Below are 20421 nucleotides of genomic sequence, written 5' to 3'. Positions count from 1 at the left end.
CCTCGGCAGGGTTAGAGTGCGCTCGTGCCGACCTTGCGCGAGACCCTGTCGCGGAGCACGTTGTCGCCCGCGGACGTCGACTGGCTGCACCGGCTGGTCGGTGACTGGCAGATGGTCGCCGACCTGTCCTTCGCCGACCTCACCCTGTGGCTGCCCGTGCAGCTGGACGACACCGACGACCCGGACCTCTCGCCGTGGTTCCTCGCCGCCCACGCACGCCCGACGACCGGGCCCAACTTCTACCACGACGACGTCGTCGGGCGCCCGCCGGAACCGGCCCGCCAGGGGTGGCTGACCCAGGTCTTCGAGACGGGTCGCGCCGTGACCCCCGACGGCCTGGGCTACGTGCGGGAGCAGTACGTCCCGGTGGTGCGCAAGGGCCGTGCCATCGCCGTCCTCATCCGGCACACGGACCTGCAGAACATGCGTCAGCAGGGCGGTCTGGAGGTGAACTACCTGCAGATCAGCCAGCAGCTGTTCTCGATGATCGCCGAGGGCGCCTTCCCCGTGGAGGGAGCGGCCGTCGGTGTCGGACGCGGCACCCCGCGGGTGGGTGACGGGGTGATCCGCCTCACCGCCGAGGGCAAGATCGACTACGCCAGCCCCAACGCCGTCTCCGCCCTGCGCCGGCTGGGCCACACGGACCAGGTCAACGGGGCGGACCTGTCGGAGATCGTCACCGGTCGGCTGGTCGAGGGCACGACCCTGGACGAGACCGTCCCCCTCGTGCTCACCGGGAGGGCACCCTGGGGGACCGAGCTGGAGACGGGTGGCATCAACCTCACGCTCCGCTCGGTCCCGCTGGTCCAGGCCGGGGGCCGGGTGGGGGCGCTCCTGCTGCTCCGGGACGTCAGCGAGATCCGGCGTCGCGAACGAGAGCTGCTGAGCAAGGACGCGACGATCCGGGAGATCCACCACCGCGTCAAGAACAACCTGCAGACGGTCGCCGCGCTGCTACGGCTGCAGTCCCGCCGGCTCGACGACCCTGCCGCCCGTGCGGCGCTCGCCGAGGCCGGACGACGGTTGTCCACCGTGGCCCTGGTCCACGACACCCTGAGCCACGGCCTGACCGAGCAGGTGGACTTCGACGAGGTCGCGACCCGCATCCTCCGGGCGACGGTGGAGGTGGCCGCGACCCGCACAGTCGTGGCGACCGAGCTTCGCGGCACCTTCGGCGAGCTCCGCGCGGAGGACGCGACCCACCTCGCGATGATCCTTGCCGAGCTCGTGCACAACGCGGTGGAGCACGGTTTCGAGGAGGGGCCGCCGCTGGAGGTGGCCTCGGTCGATCCCCCTCGGGTCCTCGTCGGGGCCAGGCGGCTGCGGAGCGGGGCCGAGGAGCGGCTCGAGGTGACGGTCGGTGACAACGGTGCCGGGCTGCCGGACCCGGGCGGACCCGACCGCTCGGGGCTGGGTATGCAGATCGTCGAGGCCCTCATCTCAGATCTCCGGGGCCAGATCGGCTGGGAGACACGTGAGCCGCACGGGACCGTCGTGCGGTTCACCGTGCGGCTCCGGTCGTCGAGCTGAGCCCCAGGGGTCGCGCTAGCCGGCGCGCCGGGCCCGTGCCTTGCGGCGCTTGAGGGCACGGCGCTCGTCCTCGGACAGCCCTCCCCAGACCCCGGCGTCCTGGCCGGTCTCCAGCGCCCACTTCAGGCAGGTGTCGATCACCGGGCAGGTGCGGCAGACGGCCTTGGCCTCCTCGATCTGCTGCAGAGCCGGTCCGGTGTTGCCGATGGGGAAGAAGAGCTCCGGGTCCTCGTCCAGGCAGGCTGCGCGGTCGCGCCAGTCCATCAGTCGGTGCTCCTCAGTGTCTCCGCCGGGGCGGTTAGAGTGGTCGTCGTCCCCGGGGGCCAGTCAACCTCCGGTGCGGTGACGACAGGTCGTGTCGCCGAGAATGCCCGAGGTGCGTCGCACAGCCCCGTGACGCGCCACCCGGCTGGGTCCGTCCCAGCGGCGCTGGTCCAGGCGCGTCGCGTCTGCGCGTCACAACTCGTCCCTGTGCCAACGCGAGGGGCTGGCACAGTGTTCCCATGCTCGCAGAGCGAGCCGGGAGGCACAAGGGTCTCCGACGGACCGTCCCAGTCACGGGGTGAGGCGTCAGTCACAGTCGCGCCCCCGCGTAGGCTCGCGGCATGACCCAGGACACTCCTCTTGCCCTCACCGACGCCTACGTCGTGCCCGTCGACGGAGCCCCGCTGGAGCGTGGGACGGTCGTGCTGCGCGACGGACGGATCGAGGCCGTCGGGCCGGCGGACGAGATCACCCTCGGCGACGACGTCGAGCGCGTGGACGCCTCGGGGATGTGGGTGCTCCCCGGGCTCATCGACGCCCACGTCCACCTCGGCGTCTGGGAGGAGGGGGAGGGCTGGGCCGGTCAGGACACCAACGAGATGACCGACCCGGTGATGGCGGCGGCCCGCGCCATCGACGGCATCAACCCGCGGGAGAAGGGCTTCGACGACGCCCTCATGGGCGGCATCACGACGGTGAACGTCAACCCCGGCTCGGGCAACCCGATCGGCGGACAGGCCGTCGCCCTCAAGACCTACGGGCGCTACGTCGACGAGATGGTCCTGCGCAACCCGTCGGGGGTCAAGGCCGCCCTGGGGGAGAACCCCAAGCGTGTCTACGGCGACCAGAAGAAGACGCCGTCCACCCGGCTGGGCGTGGCCCTCGTCCTGCGGCGCGCCTTCGCCGCGGCCCGCTCCTACCAGGCCAAGGTGGCGGCCGCCGACGGTGCGCCCGTGGACAGAGACCTGGTCAGCGAGATCCTCGGCAAGGTGCTGGACCGCGAGATCCCGTGGCGCCAGCACTGCCACCGCGCCGACGACATCGCCACCGCGCTGCGACTGGCCGACGAGTTCGGCTACGAGCTGGTCCTGGACCACGGCACCGAGAGCTACCTGCTGGCCGACGTCCTGGGCGAGCGCGGCGTCCCCGTGCTCTACGGCCCGCTCATCGTCAGCCGATCCAAGGTCGAGGTGCGCGACCGCTCGCTGCGTGCGCCGGGGATCCTCGACCGCGCCGGTGTCCCGGTGTCGATCATCACGGACCACCCGGTGGTGCCGATCGAGTACCTCATCACCCAGGTGGCCCTCGCGGTGCGGGAGGGCATGGACCGCGAGGCCGCCCTGCGGGCGGTGACCCTCAACCCCGCCAGGGTGCTCGGCGTCGACGGGCGCGTGGGGTCCCTGACACCCGGCAAGGACGCCGACGTCGTGCTGTGGTCCGGGGACCCGCTCGACCTGCGGTCCCGCGCGCTCCGCGTCTGGATCAACGGGGTGGAGGTCTACAGCTACGACACCGGCTCCGGCACAGGATCGGTGCGACCGCGGACCTGAGGTCAGGCCGCCGACGTCACGGCCGGTCCGAGGCGGTGACGCTACAGTGTGTCGTCGGCCCGGCGGGCGCCGCTCACCCGGTTCCCGCCGAGAACCGACCTCCGGTCCCGTCCCGACCGGGCACCCCCGACCCCCACCAGGATGCGTTCGAGACCGATGACCTCTTCTCCCGACAGTGACCTGACCACGGCCCCCGGGGTCGTCGTCGGGACGGCCGAGACCGACGGCGCTCCCGCCCCCGGGCGCGACGACATCGTGGTGTGCTCCTTCTACACCGACGACGACTACTACCGTGGGCACGCCGCCACCCTGCGGACGACCCTGGACCGCCTCGGGGTCGCCCACGAGCTCGAGGAGATCCACAAGCCGGAGGGCGCGGACTGGGCCGACATGACGCGCCGCAAGATCGGCATCCTGGCCGAGGCCTGCGACCGGCACCCCGACAAGAAGGTCTTCTGGATCGACGTCGACTGCTCGCTCCTGTCGCTGCCGGCCTCGGTGGCCGACTTCACGGCTGACATCGTGGGCTTCCAGCGGGGCTTCAGCAGCCCGTTGACGATCGGTTACGCCAACCGCACCCGCTTCTGGGAGCCGTGCTTCTTCGGCATCGCCATCACGGCGGCAGCGCGCCGTTTCATCGCCGACGCCCACCGCTTCGAGCAGGACGCGACGATCAAGGCCACCGACGACTACTTCTTCGAGGAGTCCTGGCGGGCCAACGCGGAACGACTCTCCTTCCAGGTGCTCCCCAGCGCCGCTGTGCTGAGCAAGGCCAACGTCGAGTCCGGTGTGGTGCCCTTCTTCTCCTTCGGTTCGAGCGGGAACGTCGAGGAGTTCAAGCACAAGGTCGTGCAGCACAAGAGCATCGACGGTCGCAGCAGCACCACGTCCGTCGCGCCCCGCACGCCGCTGCGGGCGGCCCTGCGCGGGGCCAAGAACGTGGAGCGGGTCCTGCCCCCCACCGTCCGCCGCCCGGCCCGGCGGATCGCCGACCAGCTCGGGCTCACCCACGTGCTGACCCGTGGCGGCGCGGTGGGTCAGGGCGGCAGCCCCACCGCCCAGCGCGCCCGGCTCGTGCGTCACATGATCGGGGCCTCGCAGCGTGGTGACCTCACGGCCGTCTACGCCGCCTACGACCGGCTCCAGTCCAGCGGGGTCCTGACCCCGGGGGAGAACGCGGCCAAGCAGGCCGCCGACGCGTTCGGCCACTACGCGACGCTGGCGCCCGGGACCAGCCACGACCCGGTCCGGCTGACCTGGTGGGCCCGCCCGTTCCCCGGCAACTTCGGCGACTGGCTCAGCCCCCTCGTCGTGAGCCAGGTGTCCGGGCGCTCGGTGACCTACGTGCCGCCGACGGCGCCGACGCAGTCCACCCACCTGGTCTCCGTCGGGTCGATCGGCCGCTTCGTCATGCCCCGCTCCATCGTCGTCGGAACCGGGGTGAGCAGCACCGACATCGAGCTCGACCCCAAGGCCCGCTACATCTCCGTCCGTGGGCCCGTCACCGCCCAGCTTCTCCGCGACAGCGGCGGTCCGGACGTCGAGTCCTTCGGCGACCCGGGCGCCCTCCTGTCGCGGATCCTGCCCGTCGAGCGCGGCGCGACCAACGGCCGCCGTCTGCTGGTGCGTCACTTCAAGCACGCCAACGTCCCGCTGGCCCTGCCCGAGGACATGGACGAGACCGGGGTGCAGATGTCGCACCCCGGTGACATCGAGGACTTCGTGCGCAGGCTCAACCAGTACGACTCGGTCGTGACCAGCGCGATGCACGTGATGATCGCCTGCCACAGCTACGGCATACCGTGCGCGCTCATCGGCTTCGAGGGTCTGGAGGGCGCCGTCCACGGCACCGGCGTGAAGTACGGTGACTACTCCCGCGGCGTGGGGCTGGCCACCGTGCACGAGCCCACGCTCGTCGGGTTCGACCTGCGCCGCGTGGATCTCGACAGCCTGACCGCCACCGAGCAGATCTCCCCGGCGGTCCTCGACGACATCGAGCTGGCCGTGCGCGAGGGCGTCGCGGCCTTCCTCGAGGACGTCTGAGGGACGACGGTGCTGGGTCACCTGGCCCGCGCCCTGCGCCGCCTCTTCCCCTCGCGTGCCGCCCGGGCCGAGGTCGTCGGGCTGGTCCTCGTCATGGCTGCCGTCCCGGTGGTCGAGATGCTCGTCATCCGGATGTTCTCGGACCTCGTCATCGACGGGCCTGACCGGTTCCGCGAGGGGGACGACTCGCTGACCTGGCTGGTCGTGCTGTTCTTCGTGCTGCTCGGGGCCGCCCGGGGCATGCACCACCTGGTGCGGATCGTCCGTGTCGCGGTCTTCCGACGACGCTTCGAGCAGCTGGAGTCCACGCGCAGCCCCAGCCGCCAGAGCTGGGACTGGGCGCTGGCCCTGGAGCTGTCCGGGGTGCTCGTCTCGATCGTGCAGGTGCTGGCCTTCAGCCTGCTCTTCCCCTTCCTGGACCCGTGGGTGGCCGGCGTCAACGCCCTGGTCGTCGTGGTCGTGCTCGCCTGGCAGGGGAGCCTCTACGCCAGGGAGCTGGTGCGCCAGCAGTCCTACGTCGCCATGGGCTCGAAGCCCGGGTCGACGCCGATCAACGACCGGGTCGGGGGTCGGATCCGGGTGGCCGAGCTCGGTGCGCTGCTGGGGAGTGTCGGGATGGCGATCGTGCTCGTCGTGGTCCTGGTCCGGGCCCTCGGCGGACAGGTCGCCAGCACCGACGCCATCGTCTTCTTCCTCGGCCTGCGCCTCCTCTACGGCCAGCTCGGCACCTTCTCCGCGGGCATCATGCGCTTCGCCCGGGCGGCCGCCCGCACCGACCTCGTGGAGGTGAGGTGAGGGCGCTGGCCGCCGAGCTCACCGTCGCCTACTCCAGCCTCGCGGAGCGGGTCGCCGACATCCGCCCGCCCGCGGAGCGGCGGATCGAGGTCCTCGTCTGCGTGCAGGGGCCCACGGCGGGCCTGCAGGTGCCCGAGGGGGTCGACCGGGTGGTCCCGGTCCCCGGGCGGGGGGTCGCCCGCAGCCGCAACGCGGCGATCGAGAACAGCCGTCGTCGCTACCTGCTCTTCTGCGACGACGACGTCGAGATCCGCACCGACGGGGTGCTGGCAGCGGTCGACCACCTCCGCCGGAGCGGTGCCGCCCTCGCGCTGGGCCGGGCCGTCGACCCGGAGGGGCGCCTCCGCAAGCGGTACCGCTCCGACCGGCCCACCCGTCTCACCCGGACCAACTCCGCCAAGGCGGCGACCTACGAGATGCTCGTCGACGTCGCGCAGGTGCGGCAGACGGGGCTGCGCTTCGACGAGCGCTTCGGGGCCGGGGTGGAGACCTACCTCGGTGACGAGTACCTCTTCATCGCCGAGCTGCTCCGCGCGGGACTCCGAGGGTATGCCGTCCCCTACGTCTTCGGGGTGCACCCGCCGACCAGCTCCGGGAGCCGGTGGGGCGGCGCCGACCTGCACGCCCGCGCCGTGGTGCTCAACCACGTCTTCAGTCCCTGGGCCGCCCCGGCCCGGGTCGCGTTCGCGCTGCGCCACCGGCGCAGCATCGGCGGGCGGGAGCAGCTCGTCCGCTTCGCCACCGACCGCACCACCCTCGACGAGGCGCTGCGCCGGCGCGGGCACGCGCGTGCCGTGGACCCGGGTGAGCAGCGGCCCCCGACCCAGCCTCCCGCCTGAGGAGGCTCCGGACCCGGACCGTCGGTCCCGGGGGGAGGCCCAGGTGACCCGAGAGGGTCAGTGGTCGGGGCCGGTGACGTCCTGGGGCCGGTCCGGCGCGAGGACGCAGTCGGGGCACAGGCCGTGCCCCGGGAGCCGGTAGAACACGCAGCACCCGGTGCGCAGGAAGGCCTCGTCGGCGTGCTCCATCGCACCACCCACCCGCTCGTCGAGGTCGGACCTCGGCACCATGCTGCCGCCGGACGCGACGGCAGGGTGGTCGAGCAGGAGCCGCACCAGGGTCCAGGCGTCCGCGGCGGCGTCGGGACGGTGCCCCGACAGCACCCTGGCCGCCCCGACCAGGGCGGATGTGCTGTTGCTCACGAGCACGCGCGTCGGCGTGCGGCCCACGGCGGCGCAGGCCAGGTGCAGCCCGGCCAGCGAGCTGTCCACGACCGTGTGCGCGAGGACGGTGACGGCATGACCGAGGTCGGCGACGGCATACCCCGCCCCGGGACGGGCCAGCCCCAGCGGCACGCCGCCCCGGTGGACCGGGCTGGCGACGACCGAGGAGGCCGACAGGTCGGGGACCCAGCGGTGCAGGACCGCCGCGGCCAGCGCCACCGACCACAGCCGTGAGGCGAGGCCCACCTGGGTCGCCGAGACCGCGACCTTGAGGTCGACGGCATCCTCGGCCAACCCGGTGCTCCCGGCCAGCGCGGTGCGGACGGCGGCGAACCGCGCCGTGAGCGCGGCGGGGGAGAGCACCTCGGCCCAGGGCACCGCGTCCGAGGCCGGCGGCGGCGGTGCTGCGAGCACGAAGAAGCCGCCGAGGGAGGCGAGGTCCGCGTAGAGCGCCTTCGGACCCCCGGCCGGGAGCGCCTGCGTCACGACCCCTGGGCGTCCAGGACGGACCGGGCCGCGGCGAAGCGGGCGATCGGCACCCGGAACGGGGAGCAGGAGACGTAGTCGAGCCCCAGCGCGTCGAACAGCTCGATCGAGGCCGGGTCGCCGCCGTGCTCGCCGCAGACACCCAGCTTCAGACCGGGCTTGGCGGAACGGCCCCGCTCGGCGCCGATCTGCACCAGGCCACCGACCCCGTCCTTGTCGATCGACTCGAACGGGTTGTGGGGGATGACCTCGTCGGAGACGTAGGCGGAGAGGAACCCGCCCTCGGCGTCGTCGCGGCTGATGCCGATCCCGGTCTGCGTCAGGTCGTTGGTGCCGAAGGAGAAGAAGTCGGCGTGCTCGGCGATCTGGTCGGCGACGATGGCCGCGCGCGGCAGCTCGATCATCGTGCCGACGTGGACCTCCATCTGCTCACCCGCGGCCTCGAGCTCGTCCGCGACCGTCTGCTCGACGATCTGCCGCTGCACCTGCAGCTCCCTGGCGTAGGCGACGAGCGGGATCATGATCTCCACGGTCGCGGTCTCGCCCTCGCGCTCCTTGACCGCCAGCGCCGCCCGGACGATGGCTCGCGTCTGCATCTCGGGGATCTCGGGGTAGAGCATGGCCAGCCGGCAGCCGCGCGTGCCCAGCATCGGGTTCTGCTCGTGCAGGCGCTTGACCTGGGACAGCAGGGTGCGGGCCTCGGACAGCTCGTCGGCGTCCCCACCGGTCAGGTCGAGACGCTGGACCAGCAGCGACTGCTCCACGAGGTCCGGGAGAAACTCGTGCAACGGGGGGTCGAGGAGACGCACCGTGACCGGGAGCCCCTTCATCGCCGAGAAGATCCCCTCGAAGTCCTCCTGCTGCATGGGCAGGATCTTCTCCAGGGCCTCCGCGCGCTCCTCGTCGGATCCGGCCAGGATCATCTCCCGGACGGCCGGCAGCCGGTCGGCCGCCATGAACATGTGCTCCGTGCGGCACAGCCCGATGCCCTCGGCGCCGAGCTCACGCGCCTTCGCGGCGTCCTCGCCGGTGTCGGCGTTGGCGCGCACGCCCAGGCGGCGGATCTCGTCCGCCCAGCCCACGATGGCGCCGAAGTCCTCGTTGACCTGCGGCGGCACCAGCTCGAGGGCCTCGCCGTAGACGTCGCCGGTCGTCCCGTCGAGGGTGATGACGTCGCCCTCGCCGAACACCCTGGCGCCGATGGTCAGCGTCTTCTCGGCCGTGTTGATACGGATGCCCTGGGCCCCGGCCACGCACGGGCGGCCCATGCCGCGGGCGACGACGGCCGCGTGGGAGGTCATCCCGCCGTGCGCGGTCAGCACGCCCTTGGCCACGATCACGCCGTGGATGTCGTCGGGCGTCGTCTCGTAGCGGACCAGGACGACCGGCTCGGTCTGTCCGCGCTCGGCGGCGGTGTCCGCGTCGAAGACGACGGCGCCGACCGCAGCCCCGGGGGAGGCGGGCAGGCCCCTGGTCAGCGGGGTCCGGTCGTGGTCGGGGTCGATGGCCGGGTGGAGCAGCTGGTCCAGCTGCGCGGGCTCGACGCGACGCAGGGCCTCCTCCCGCGTGAGCACCCCCTCCTCGACCATGTCGCGGGCGACCTTCAGCGCGGCCGCCGCGGTGCGCTTGCCGCTGCGCGTCTGCAGGAGGTAGAGGGTGCCCTCCTCGACGGTGAACTCGATGTCCTGCATGTCCTTGTAGTGCGCCTCGAGCTCGTGCATCGTGCGGATGAGCTCGCCGTAGGCCTGCGGGAGCACCTCCTCCATCTCCGAGAGCTCCCGCGGCGTGCGGATCCCGGCGACGACGTCCTCGCCCTGGGCGTTGACGAGGAACTCGCCGTAGAGCTCCTTGCCGCCGGTCGAGGGGTTGCGGGTGAAGCACACGCCGGTGGCGGAGGTCTCGCCACGGTTGCCGAACACCATCTGCATGACGTTGACGGCCGTCCCCAGGTCGTCGGGTATGCCGTTGGCCTTGCGGTAGACCCGGGCGCGGGGGGTGTCCCACGACTTGAACACGGCGTCGATCGCCCCGCGCAGCTGCTCGCGGGGATCGCTGGGCAGGTCACGCCCCAGCTCGCGGCGCGAGACCTCCTTGAAGGTCGCCACCAGCTCCTTGAGGTCCTCGGTCGTCAGGTCGGTGTCCTGCTCCACCCCGCGGCGCTTCTTGAGGCTGGTCAGCTCGTCCTCGTAGACGTGCGGCGGCACCCCCTCCACGACGTCGCCGTACATCTGCAGGAAGCGGCGGTAGGAGTCCCAGGCGAAGCGCGGGTTCTCGGACTCGGCCCCGAGCGACTCGACGGTCTCGTCCCCGATACCGAGGTTGAGGATGGTGTCCATCATGCCGGGCATCGAGTGCACGGCGCCGGAGCGCACGGACAGGAGCAGCGGCCTGGTGGCCCCGCCGAGGGTGCGACCGGTGCGCTCCTCCAGGCGGGCCAGGGCCTCGAGCGTGTCGTCCCAGAGCGAGGCGGGCCACTCGCCGTGGTTGCCCATCGTCGCGACGCAGGCCGCGGTGCTCACCGTGAAGCCGTCCGGGACGGGGATGCCGAGGCGCTTCATCTCCGCGAGGTTGGCGCCCTTGCCGCCCAGGACGGTGCGCATGCTGGCGTCACCCTCCGACATGTCGTAGAGGTATCTCACCGTGGTGCTCTCGCTCATGCTGCGCTCCTCAGAGTCTCCTCGCGGCCCCGGCGCCGCGCCATGGTCCTGACCCTAGCGCCTGCCGGTCAGCGCCCCGAGGCCGCCTCCCGGCGCCGTTGGACCACCTCGATGACCCGTCCGGCGGCCTCCTCGAGGGCCAGCTCCGTGGTGTCGATGACGGGGCAGCCGAGGCTGCGCTGGATCCCCGAGACCTGGTCCAGCTCGTCGAAGATCGTGACGATGTCGGTGTAACCGTCGCGCTGGACGGCTCGGGAGCCCATGGCGCGCACGCGGCGGGTGCGGATCTGCACCAGCCGCTCCGGGTCGATCGTCAGCCCCACGATCTTCCACCGCTGCACGTCGCGCAGCTCGGGGGTCACGGGGACGCCCGGGACCAGCGGGATGTTGGCGGTCTTGTACCCCAGGTAGCCGAGGTACATCGCCAGCGGCGTCTTGCCGGACCGGCTCACCCCGATGAGCACGATGTCCGCCTCCCGCAGGTGGTTGGAGAGGTTGCCGTCGTCGTTGGCGATCGAGAACTCCATCGCCTGCACCCGCTTGAAGTAGTCCTCGCTGACGCCGACCGGGGTGACCACGCGGGAGGGGTCCTGCCCGGTCGCCTCGCGCAGCGCGTTGACCGCCGGGTCGAGCAGGTCGGCGTGGGGCAGGCCGCGCTCCAGGCACAGCTGCGCGACGAGGTGTCGCAGGCCCTCGTCGACGACGGTCGAGAAGACCACGGTGCGGGCCCGGTCGGGGTGCATGCGCGCGAACGCGTCGTGCAGCCCGTCCGGGGTGCTCTGCCGGGGGTGACGGATGATCCGGACGTCGTACCCGACGTACTGGGCGGCGGCGGCGCGGGCGACGCGTGCGGCGGTGTCGCCGGTCGAGTCCGCGATGATGTGGACCTCGATGGGGGTGTCCGGCATGCGGTCAGGGTATGCCGTGCCCGGCACCGCGTGCGGGGCTCCGATCAGACGGGCTCGTTGCGCTCCCCGGGCGCGGGCTCGCCGGACGCGTCCTCGACGCCGCCGGCCAGCTCCATCCCGGTCTGCTCCTGGGCCTCGGGGGCTGCGGCGGTGGTGGCCGGGTCCTCGGTGTCGGGCGGCCCGAAGCTCCCGCCCACGAAGGTGCCCTGCTCGTCGTCGGGCTCGGGGGTGTTGGTCGTCTCGCTCATGGCTGCCACACTGCCCGAGTGCGCGCCGACCTGCCAACCGGGGACGGGCTGCCCGCGGTCGTCGCGGTGGTCGGGGCGACGGCCACCGGGAAGTCCGACCTGGGCGTCGCCCTGGCCCTGCGCCTCGGCGGGGAGGTCGTCAACGCCGACGCGTCCCAGCTGTACCGCGGGATGGACGTCGGCACCGCCAAGCTCACCCCCGACGAGCGGCAGGGGGTGCGGCACCACCAGCTGGACGTCCTGACGGTGCGCGAGGAGGCGAGCGTCGCGGCATACCAGGCGTCGGCGCGTGCCGACCTGGCCGCGGTCCGCGCCCGGGGGGCGGTGCCGGTGGTGGTGGGCGGGTCGGGGCTGTACGTCCGGGCGCTGCTGGACCGGCTGGAGATCCCGCCGACCGACCCGGGCGTGCGGGCGGCCTGGGAGGCCGAGCTGGCCCGGGCGGGGGTGGAACGCCTGTATGCCCAGCTGCAGGAGCGCGACCCCGTCGCCGCGGCGGGGATCGAGCCGCGCAACGGACGCCGGGTGGTGCGGGCGCTGGAGGTCATCGAGCTGACCGGGAGACCGTTCAGCGCCACCCTGCCGACCCGCGAGCACGTGGTCCCGACGGTGACGGTGGGGCTGCGCGCCGACCGGACGGTGCTGGACGCCAGGATCGCGGCCCGGACGGAGGGCATGTGGCGCGACGGGTTGCTGGACGAGGTGCGCGGGCTGGAGGCTGAGGGGCTGCGCGAGGGGCGGACGGCCTCGCGCGCGGTGGGCTACGCCCAGGCCCTGCGCCAGCTCGACGGCGGGCTGACCCAGGAAGAAGCGGTGGCCGACACCGTGGTGGCGACGAGGCGCCTCGCCCGGCGGCAGGAGCGGTGGTTCGGCCCCGACCCGCGGGTGGTCTGGCTGGAGCACGACGCCTCCGACCTGGTCGAGCGGGCCCTCGCGGTGGTGGCCGACGCGGCGGGGTGAACGGCAGGCGCCCGGTCAGCCGCGCGTGACACGGAGCACCCGGAAGCCCTTGCTGCTGGCGGCCCGGGTGACCACGACCGGCCCCATGAGGTCGGGCAGGGTGCGGGCGAGCCAGGTCTGGAGGGAGTCGGAGCCGAGGTTCTTCTGCACGACGAGGTGGGCGGCGCTGTCCGGGCCGGGCGCCAGCCGGGGCAGCCAGGTGGTCAGCATCCCGTGGAGGACCGCCTTGCCGACCCGGATCGGCGGGTTCGACCAGATCAGGTCGAACCGGGTGCCGTCCGCCACCTCCTTCGGGACGGACACCCGGACGTTGTCGCAGCCGAGCGACGCGGCGTTGCGGCGGCACAGGTCGAGGGCGCGCTGGTTGACGTCCACCGCGTGCACCGTCGCGGCCGGCGAGCCGAGGGCCAGCGTCAGCGCCAGCGGCCCCCACCCGCAGCCGAGGTCGAGGAAGGTGCCGGCCGGGGGCGGCTGCGGTGCCTCCTCGAGCAGGACTCGCGTGCCCTTGTCGACGCCGTCGGGGGAGAAGATGCCGCCCGCTGTGACGACCTCGACGTCGCGCCCGGCCAGCCGGACGTCGAGGGTGCGCAGCTCGCCGTCCGAGGCGGGCTGCGCGCTGAAGTAGTGGTCCTCCGGGCTCTGTGCCATGGCGCGGCCAGTGTAGGGCGGTGCGCCGTGACTGAGCCAGGCTCGTCCGGCCGTGGCCCGCGCTCCGCGCTGCCACCTCCCACTCCTGTCGTGTTCGCGATGGTCCTGTGCGTCCGCAGCAGGACAGGAGCGGTCGGAGAGCGACAGCGGTGGACGGTCCCCTCCGTCATCCACAGGGGCGAGCCCCGGCGACGGCGCCGACCGGCCGCCGACGGGCACAGTTGGCGACCATGGTGGGGACGTCGCGACGGACGGTGCCGGACGAGCTGCGGGTGCTGGCCGGACGCCAGCCGCACGGGATCATGACTCTGGCGGCCGCGGACGGTGCGGGCATCGCGGCCGAGGAGATGGCGAGGTGGGTGCGGTCAGGGGTGCTGGTCCGCGTGTTCCGGGGCACGTACGTCCTCACCGAGGTCTGGGACGCCGCGTCCTCCGAGGCGAGGCACGTCCTGCGGGGAGCTGCCCACGTGGTCGCCCTGGAGGGTCGGTCGGTGGTCAGTCACACCACCGCGGCGGCCTTCCACGGCCTGCCGCTGCTCGCGCCGCCACCGGAGCGCGTGCACCTGGCACGTCGGCAGGAAGGGCAGGGTCGATCCGGTAGGGGCTTCGTCGTGCACGAGACGTACGGCGAGGGCGCCGAGCACGTCGAACCGCGAGAGGACGGTTCTCGATCTGCCGCTGGCATGGCCTGGGCGGTGCTGCCGGTGCTGGCCGCGCTCGGGGTGGCGGAGCTGCACGGTTGGGTGGCCGGCGTGACGGCGCTGGACGCCGCGCTGCACCGACGCCTCACCACCGTGGACGAGGCGCGCGGATGGCTGGAGCGGCTGCCCCGCCGACCGAGGCTGCGTCTGCTCAGGCGGGTGGTGGACGCGGCGGACCCCTTGTGCGAGTCGCCGCTGGAGTCGCAGGTCAGGCTGCTGCTCCTGGGGCTGGGCTACCGGGTCGTCGCGCAGCACGTCCTGCGCACCAGGGCGGGGGAGTTCGTCGCGCGGGTCGACTTCTGGCTCCCCGACCTCGGCGTCGTGGTCGAGGCCGACGGTGCCGTGAAGTACGTGCGGGTCGACGGTTCTGCGGACCACGCGGCCGTCCGTTCCGAGAGGCGCCGTCACCAGGCGATCGAGGCTCTGGGCCACCCCGTCGTGCGAGTGGAGCAGCACGACCTCAGCAACCCGGAGGCTGTGCGCCAACGGATCCGGTCAGCCGCGACCCGGGCCGCTCGGTGACCACCTGGAGGGGACCCGGGTCCCCTGCGTCTCTGCTGGGCGACTGCTGTCGCCCTCTCGTCACCCCCGTCGTTCTGTAGAGGTCGAGAGGTGGCGCTCACAGGACAGGAGTGCGAGCGGCACGGGGACGGGCGTGGGGCAGAAATCACTCGCCCCGCGCGTTGAAGGGTGAGACCCTGGGGAGACGCCGGGGACGGCATACCCCGGGACCCACCGACCGAAGGACTGCATGACCGCCACGCCGCAGGAGAACCCCACCACCGCCGAGCGCGCCCGCCGGGCGTCCGTGCTGGAGCGCCGGGCCGAGGCCCTCGTCGACGACCGCGACATCGAGCTGCGGGGCGACGACTGGGGCAGCTGGGGGGAGGACGGGGACGAGGGCTACGACGGTGACCAGCTCGACCGCGAGGAGCGCGCGGCGCTGCGCCGTGTGCAGGGCCTCTCGACCGAGCTCGAGGACGTCACCGAGGTCGAGTACCGCCAGCTGCGGCTGGAACGGGTCGTGCTCGCCTCCGTCTGGGAGGACAACGGTCGTACCACCGCCGAGGACGCCGAGAACTCGCTCCGCGAGCTGGCCGCGCTGGCCGAGACGGCCGGCTCGACGGTGCTCGAGGGCGTGATGCAGCGGCGCCTCAAGCCGGACCCGGCCACCTGGCTCGGTTCGGGCAAGGCCAAGGAGCTGCGCGACATCGTCGCCGCCGAGGGCGCGGACACCGTCGTCTGCGACGGTGAGCTCGGGCCGTCCCAGCGCCGCGCGCTGGAGGACATCGTCAAGGTCAAGGTGATCGACCGGACCGCGCTCATCCTCGACATCTTCGCCCAGCACGCCAAGAGCCGCGAGGGACGGGCCCAGGTCGAGCTGGCCCAGCTGCAGTACCTCCTCCCGCGGCTGCGCGGCTGGGGCGAGTCCATGTCCCGGCAGGCCGGTGGACGGGTGGCCGGCGGTGAGGGCATCGGCTCGCGCGGCCCCGGTGAGACCAAGATCGAGCTCGACCGGCGGCGCATCAACACCCGCATCGCCAAGCTGCGCCGCGACATCAAGGCGATGAAGACCGTCCGCGACACCAAGCGGTCCTCGCGCAAGGACAACAAGGTGCCCAGCGTGGCCATCGTCGGCTACACCAACGCGGGCAAGTCCTCGATCCTCAACCGGCTCACCGGTGCGGGCGTGCTCGTGCAGAACCAGCTGTTCGCGACCCTGGACCCCACGGTGCGGCGGACCGAGTCCGCCGAGGGGCGCGTCTACACCCTGACCGACACCGTCGGCTTCGTGCGCTCGCTGCCCCACCAGCTCGTCGAGGCGTTCCGCTCGACCCTGGAGGAGGCGGCCGACGCGGACGTGCTGCTGCACGTCGTCGACGGGTCCCACCCGGACCCCGAGGGGCAGGTCGACGCCGTTCACCAGGTGCTGTCCGAGGTGTTCGAGAAGCGCGCGGGCGCCCCGGCGGTGCCGGAGATCGTCGCGGTCAACAAGGCCGACCTGGCCGACGAGGAGGTGCTGGACCGGTTGCGCCGCGCCTACCCGCGTGTGGTCGTCGTGTCCGCGCGGACGGGGGAGGGGATCGGGGACCTGCTCGTCGCGATCGAGGACGCGCTGCCGCGACCGCAGATCCTCGTCGACGTTCTCGTGCCCTACTCGCGGGGCGACCTCGTCGCCCGCCTGCACGAGGAGGGTGACGTCCTGTCCGAGGAGCACACCGGTGACGGGACCCGGATGAGCGCCAAGGTCGACGAGGACCTGCACGGGCACCTGGGCGGCTACGCGGTCTGAGCCTCGCCGACCGCTGTGGCAGGGTGAGGCGCGTGGATCCCCATACCCCCGCGCCCCCCGGCCCGACGACCGCCGAGCACGGCCGCCTCGCCGACGCTGACGACTCGAGGGCACCCTGGCGGCGGTGGGGCCCGTACGTCTCGGCGCGGCAGTGGGGGACGGTCCGCGAGGACTACTCCGCCGACGGCAACGCCTGGGAACACCTCCCCTTCGACCACGCGCACCTGCGCGCCTACCGCTGGGGCGAGGACGGGATCGCCGGTCTCTGCGACCTCGAGGGGCACCTCAACGTCGCCGTGGCCATGTGGAACGGGCAGGACGACCGGCTCAAGGAGCGGTTGTTCGGGCTGACCAACCCTCAGGGCAACCACGGTGAGGACGTCAAGGAGTACTGGTGGCACCTGGAGGGGCTGCCCACCCACTCCTACGCCTCCGCGCTCTACCGCTACCCGCAGGCTGCCTACCCCTACGAGGAGCTGCTGCGCGTCAACGGCGAGCGAGGCGTGCGCGACCCCGAGCACGAGCTGGCCGACACCGGGGTGCTCGCCGAGGACCGCTTCTTCGACGTCGTCGTCACCCACGCCAAGGCCGCGCCGGGGGACCTTGTCGTCGAGATCACCGCGACCAACCACGGGCCGGAGGCGGCGCCGCTGCACCTGCTGCCGCAGGTGTGGTTCCGCAACACCTGGTCCTGGGGGCTGGACGACTCACGCCCTGTGCTGTGGCGCGACGACACGGCGGCCGCGGACGGCACCGTCGTGGTCCGGGCCGAGCACGCCACGCTGGGCCCGGTCACCGTGACGGCCGACGGATCACCGCGAACCCTGTTCTGCGAGAACGACACCAACCTGGCAGCCCTCTACGGCGAGGACGCGGTGCCCCCCGAGCACACGTCATACCCGAAGGACTCGGTGGGACGCGCGGTGGTGCACGGGCAGCCCGACGCCTGCAACCCCGAGGAGCGGGGGACGAAGATGGCGTTCTGGTGGGTCTTCGACGCGGTCCCCCCGGGGGAGAGCGTCACCGTGCGGCTGCGCCTGACCGAAGGGGAGGCGCCGGCGCCCGACGCCCCCGACGCCGACGAGCTGCTCGCCCTGCGGCGGGCCGAGGCCGACGAGTTCTACGCCGCCGTCCTGCCCGAGGGCACCGATGCGGAGGACGCCCTCGTCGCCCGTCGGGCCTTCGCCGGGCTGCAGTGGTGCAAGCAGCTCTACCTCTACGACGTCACCCGGTGGCTGGCGGGCGACCCGGGCCAGCCGCCGCCGCCCCCGGAGCGGACCGAGCGCAACAGCGACTGGGGACACGTCAACTTCGCCGAGGTCATCTCGATGCCGGACGAGTGGGAGTACCCCTGGTTCGCCACCTGGGACCTGGCCTTCCACTGCGTGGCCTACGCGCACGTGGACCCCTCCTTCGCCAAGTGGCAGCTGCTCCTCATGTGCCGCGAGTGGTCGATGCACCCCAACGGCCAGCTGCCCGCCTACGAGTGGAACTTCTCCGACGTCAACCCGCCGGTGCACCCCTGGGCCGCCTGGCAGGTCTACTGCATCGACGGGTCCCGCGACCGGGTCTTCCTGGAGCGGGTCGTGCTCAAGATGCTGCTGAACTTCCCGTGGTGGGTCAACCGCAAGGACGCCGACGGCAGCCACGTCTTCGAGGGGGGCTTCCTCGGGCTGGACAACATCGGCCTCTTCGACCGGTCCGACCCCCTGCCGGACGGGCAGCGGCTCGAGCAGGCCGACGCCACCGCCTGGATGGGTCTGTTCTGCCTGAAGATGCTGCGGATGGCCATGGAGCTGGCGCGCAGGGACCCGGCCTGGGACGAGATCGCCACGAAGTTCCTCGTGCACTTCCTCTCCATCGCGCAGGCGATGGACGACCTCGGCCGCGGCCACGCCCGGCTGTGGGACGAGGAGGACGAGTTCTTCCACGACGTCCTCACCACGGAGGACTGTGGCGTGCACCGCATGCCGGTGCGCTCGATGGTCGGCCTGCTTCCCCTGTCGGCGGTGGCTATCGTCCCGGACTGGGTGGTCCACGAGCTGCCCGACCTCACCGACTTCTTCGACGGCTGGACCAGGCGTCGTCCCGAGCTGGGGGACGCCCTGCTGCACACCAACCACGACGGGTACTCCCTGCGGACCCTGTCCATGGTGGATCGCCGCCAGTGGCGGGCGGTGGTGCGGCGGATGCTCGACGAGGCCGAGTTCCTCTCGCCAGGCGGCCTGCGCTCGCTGTCGGCCGCCCACCGCGACGGGGTGCAGGTGCGGATCGGTGGATCGGAGCTGTCCCTGGCCTACGTGCCGGGCGAGTCCGACTCGGGGATGTTCGGGGGCAACTCCAACTGGCGCGGCCCGGTGTGGCTGCCGGTCAACGCCCTGCTCACCGACGCCCTGCGCACCTACGGTCGCGGCGCCGGGGTGGGTCGGCCGGTGGAGTACCCCACCGGCTCGGGTGAGGAGGTCGCGATCGAGGAGGTCGCGAGCCGGGTGGAGCAGCGGCTGGTCGGACTCTTCCGTCCGGGCCCGGACGGTCGGCGCCCCTCGACACCGCAGCACCACCCCTCCGGCCCGCTCTGGGACGCCCACCCGACCTTCAGCGAGTTCTTCGACGGCGACTCCGGCGTCGGACTCGGTGCCTCGCACCAGACCGGTTGGACCGCCCTGGTGGCGCACTTCATCTGCGCCCCCGACGGCATACCCAACCGCTGAGGGGGACTGCGGCGCGCCTACGCTGACCGCATGGTCCGGGTCACCCAACGCCGACGCGTCACCCGCCTCACCGCCGGCGGCGACGTGCGCGAGCGCGCCGACGTCCTGGCCGGCGAGGAGCCGCTGGAGGTGCGGGTCAACGGCCGGGCGCTGTCGGTCACGATGCGCACGCCCGGCGACGACTTCGACCTCGTCGTCGGGTTCCTCCACGGGGAGGGGATGCTCGCGGGCTGGGCGGACGTCGCGCAGATCGACTACCGCTCGGGCATCGGGGCCGACGGGCTGCGCGACTACAACGTCGTCGACCTCACGCTCGCCGACGGCGTCACCCCGCCGGACCCGTCCCTGGAACGGCACGTCTACACGTCGAGCTCGTGCGGGGTGTGCGGGACCGCGTCCATCGACGCCGTGCGGCGCGAGGGCGTGCATGACCTTGGGGTCGACGCCACGACATACCCTGTGGCGCAGCTGCTCTCGTTGCCTGACCGGCTGCGCGAGAGGCAGCTGGTCTTCGACCGGACCGGGGGGGTCCACGCCGCGGGGCTGTTCCTCCCGACCGACGGCGGGCTGGACCTGGCCTGCGTGCGCGAGGACGTCGGGCGCCACAACGCCGTGGACAAGGTGGTGGGGTGGGCGCTGCGCGAGCACGGTATGCCGTTGCGCGGGGCCGTGCTCCAGGTGTCCGGGCGGGCGTCGTTCGAGCTGGTGCAGAAGGCGGCGATGGCCGGGGTCCCGGTGCTCTCCGCCGTGTCGGCCCCCTCCTCGCTCGCGGCGCGGCTCGCGGAGGAGGTCGGGATGACCCTGGTGGGGTTCAACCGGGGGAGCAGCCTCAACGTCTACACCGGCCGGTACCGCGTGGTCCCGGACGGTGAGGCATGAGTCCGCGCGGGCCACGAGCCCCCCTCGCGCCCGCCGAGGTCGAGGTGGTCCCGGCCACGGGGCGCTTCGCGGACGTGGCGCGGATGGTCGGTCCCTCCGTGTCGGGGGGCCAGGCGTGCTGGTGCCTCTCGCACCGGCTCCTCACGGCCCAGCTCAAGGACGGTGGGACCGAGCGCCGGGAGGAGGTCATGAGGGAGCTGTGCGAGGGGCCGGTGCCGCCCGGGCTCCTCGCGTACGTCGACGGTGAGCTCGCCGGCTGGGTGGGGGCGGCCCCACGCTCGTCGATGAGCTACGTCGAGAGCTCGTCCAGACTGGTCAGGGCCCACGACGACGACGTCTGGGTGGTCATCTGCCTGCGGATCCGGCCGAGTTCCGCCGGCGCGGTCTGACCAGGCTGCTCATCGAGGCGGTCGTCGCGGAGGCCGCGCGGTCCGGTGCGGACGCGGTCGAGGCCTACCCGGTCGACCCCGAGGGCGGGAAGGTCGACCAGACGCTCGCCTACGTCGGCCTGACGTCGTGGTTCGAGGA

At 72.7% G+C, this 20421-nt stretch carries 17 protein-coding genes; 11 read left to right on the top strand and 6 right to left on the bottom strand.

Translation table 11 applies throughout. From position 1 onward, the window contains the following. Positions 1-24 precede the first annotated feature (24 nt). The gene (locus D4B81_RS09810; protein ID WP_122262300.1) at positions 25-1530 is read left to right on the top strand and encodes a sensor histidine kinase; all 1506 of its coding nucleotides are present in this window, start codon (positions 25-27) and stop codon (positions 1528-1530) included. Between the two features lie 15 nt (positions 1531-1545). On the opposite strand, the gene D4B81_RS09805 is transcribed toward D4B81_RS09810, so the two are convergent. Further along, positions 1546-1794, bottom strand: coding sequence for a WhiB family transcriptional regulator (locus D4B81_RS09805; RefSeq protein WP_075958809.1), 249 nt, complete (start codon positions 1792-1794; stop codon positions 1546-1548). Positions 1795-2135: 341 nt separating this feature from the next. On the opposite strand from D4B81_RS09805, the gene D4B81_RS09800 reads away from it, so the two are divergent. From D4B81_RS09800 to D4B81_RS09785, 4 genes are all read left to right on the top strand, one after another. Continuing rightward, the gene (locus D4B81_RS09800) at positions 2136-3344 is read left to right on the top strand and encodes an amidohydrolase (RefSeq protein ID WP_122262298.1); all 1209 of its coding nucleotides are present in this window, start codon (positions 2136-2138) and stop codon (positions 3342-3344) included. 156 nt (positions 3345-3500) lie between these two features. Next, positions 3501-5387, top strand: a complete 1887-nt coding sequence (locus D4B81_RS09795; RefSeq protein WP_122262296.1) for a polysaccharide pyruvyl transferase family protein — start codon at positions 3501-3503, stop codon at positions 5385-5387. Positions 5388-5396: 9 nt separating this feature from the next. Next, a complete protein-coding gene (locus D4B81_RS09790; protein WP_122262294.1) occupies positions 5397-6182 on the top strand; it encodes a hypothetical protein in 786 nt (261 codons plus the stop codon). Next, the gene (locus D4B81_RS09785) at positions 6179-7021 is read left to right on the top strand and encodes a glycosyltransferase (protein WP_122262292.1); all 843 of its coding nucleotides are present in this window, start codon (positions 6179-6181) and stop codon (positions 7019-7021) included. The genes D4B81_RS09790 and D4B81_RS09785 overlap by 4 nt, the downstream gene beginning before the upstream one ends. A 57-nt stretch (positions 7022-7078) precedes the next feature. On the opposite strand, the gene D4B81_RS09780 is transcribed toward D4B81_RS09785, so the two are convergent. The 4 genes from D4B81_RS09780 to D4B81_RS18825 all read right to left on the bottom strand — a co-directional run bounded on the left by D4B81_RS09780 (position 7079) and on the right by D4B81_RS18825 (position 11704). Then, positions 7079-7891, bottom strand: coding sequence for a (2Fe-2S)-binding protein (locus tag D4B81_RS09780; RefSeq protein WP_122262290.1), 813 nt, complete (start codon positions 7889-7891; stop codon positions 7079-7081). Beyond that, positions 7888-10548: a pyruvate, phosphate dikinase gene (ppdK, locus tag D4B81_RS09775; protein WP_122262288.1), complete on the bottom strand. Its 2661-nt coding sequence runs from the start codon at positions 10546-10548 to the stop codon at positions 7888-7890. The genes D4B81_RS09780 and ppdK overlap by 4 nt, the downstream gene beginning before the upstream one ends. 68 nt (positions 10549-10616) lie before the next feature. After that, a complete protein-coding gene (locus D4B81_RS09770; RefSeq protein ID WP_122262473.1) occupies positions 10617-11456 on the bottom strand; it encodes a pyruvate, water dikinase regulatory protein in 840 nt (279 codons plus the stop codon). Between the two features lie 44 nt (positions 11457-11500). Continuing rightward, positions 11501-11704, bottom strand: coding sequence for a hypothetical protein (locus D4B81_RS18825; RefSeq protein ID WP_122262286.1), 204 nt, complete (start codon positions 11702-11704; stop codon positions 11501-11503). An 18-nt stretch (positions 11705-11722) separates the two neighbouring features. Here D4B81_RS18825 and miaA point away from each other — a divergent pair, with 18 nt between their 5' ends. Further along, complete coding sequence (gene miaA, locus D4B81_RS09760) at positions 11723-12661, top strand: tRNA (adenosine(37)-N6)-dimethylallyltransferase MiaA (protein WP_237565925.1); 939 nt, start codon at positions 11723-11725, stop codon at positions 12659-12661. Between the two features lie 15 nt (positions 12662-12676). Here miaA and D4B81_RS09755 read toward each other — a convergent pair whose 3' ends face one another. Further along, positions 12677-13309, bottom strand: coding sequence for a class I SAM-dependent methyltransferase (locus D4B81_RS09755; protein WP_122262284.1), 633 nt, complete (start codon positions 13307-13309; stop codon positions 12677-12679). Positions 13310-13539: 230 nt separating this feature from the next. Between D4B81_RS09755 and D4B81_RS09750 the strand changes: the two genes are divergently transcribed. The 5 genes from D4B81_RS09750 to D4B81_RS09730 all read left to right on the top strand — a co-directional run bounded on the left by D4B81_RS09750 (position 13540) and on the right by D4B81_RS09730 (position 20282). Beyond that, positions 13540-14532, top strand: a complete 993-nt coding sequence (locus tag D4B81_RS09750; RefSeq protein ID WP_161965101.1) for a type IV toxin-antitoxin system AbiEi family antitoxin domain-containing protein — start codon at positions 13540-13542, stop codon at positions 14530-14532. A 229-nt stretch (positions 14533-14761) separates the two neighbouring features. Beyond that, positions 14762-16303, top strand: a complete 1542-nt coding sequence (gene hflX, locus D4B81_RS09745) for a GTPase HflX (protein WP_122262281.1) — start codon at positions 14762-14764, stop codon at positions 16301-16303. Between the two features lie 32 nt (positions 16304-16335). Then, positions 16336-19014 (top strand): MGH1-like glycoside hydrolase domain-containing protein, encoded by a 2679-nt coding sequence (locus D4B81_RS09740; RefSeq protein WP_122262279.1) that lies wholly within the window; start codon positions 16336-16338, stop codon positions 19012-19014. Between the two features lie 30 nt (positions 19015-19044). Then, positions 19045-19893: a formate dehydrogenase accessory sulfurtransferase FdhD gene (gene fdhD / locus D4B81_RS09735; RefSeq protein WP_122262277.1), complete on the top strand. Its 849-nt coding sequence runs from the start codon at positions 19045-19047 to the stop codon at positions 19891-19893. Further along, the gene (locus tag D4B81_RS09730) at positions 19890-20282 is read left to right on the top strand and encodes a hypothetical protein (RefSeq protein WP_161965100.1); all 393 of its coding nucleotides are present in this window, start codon (positions 19890-19892) and stop codon (positions 20280-20282) included. Before fdhD ends, D4B81_RS09730 begins: the two co-directional genes overlap by 4 nt. Positions 20283-20421: the final 139 nt, after the last annotated feature.

Source organism: Ornithinimicrobium cerasi (assembly GCF_003702705.1).
GTDB lineage: Bacteria > Actinomycetota > Actinomycetes > Actinomycetales > Dermatophilaceae > Ornithinicoccus > Ornithinicoccus cerasi.
Note: the sequence above shows the minus strand (reverse complement) of the source record. Positions and strands in the feature narration are given on the sequence as shown.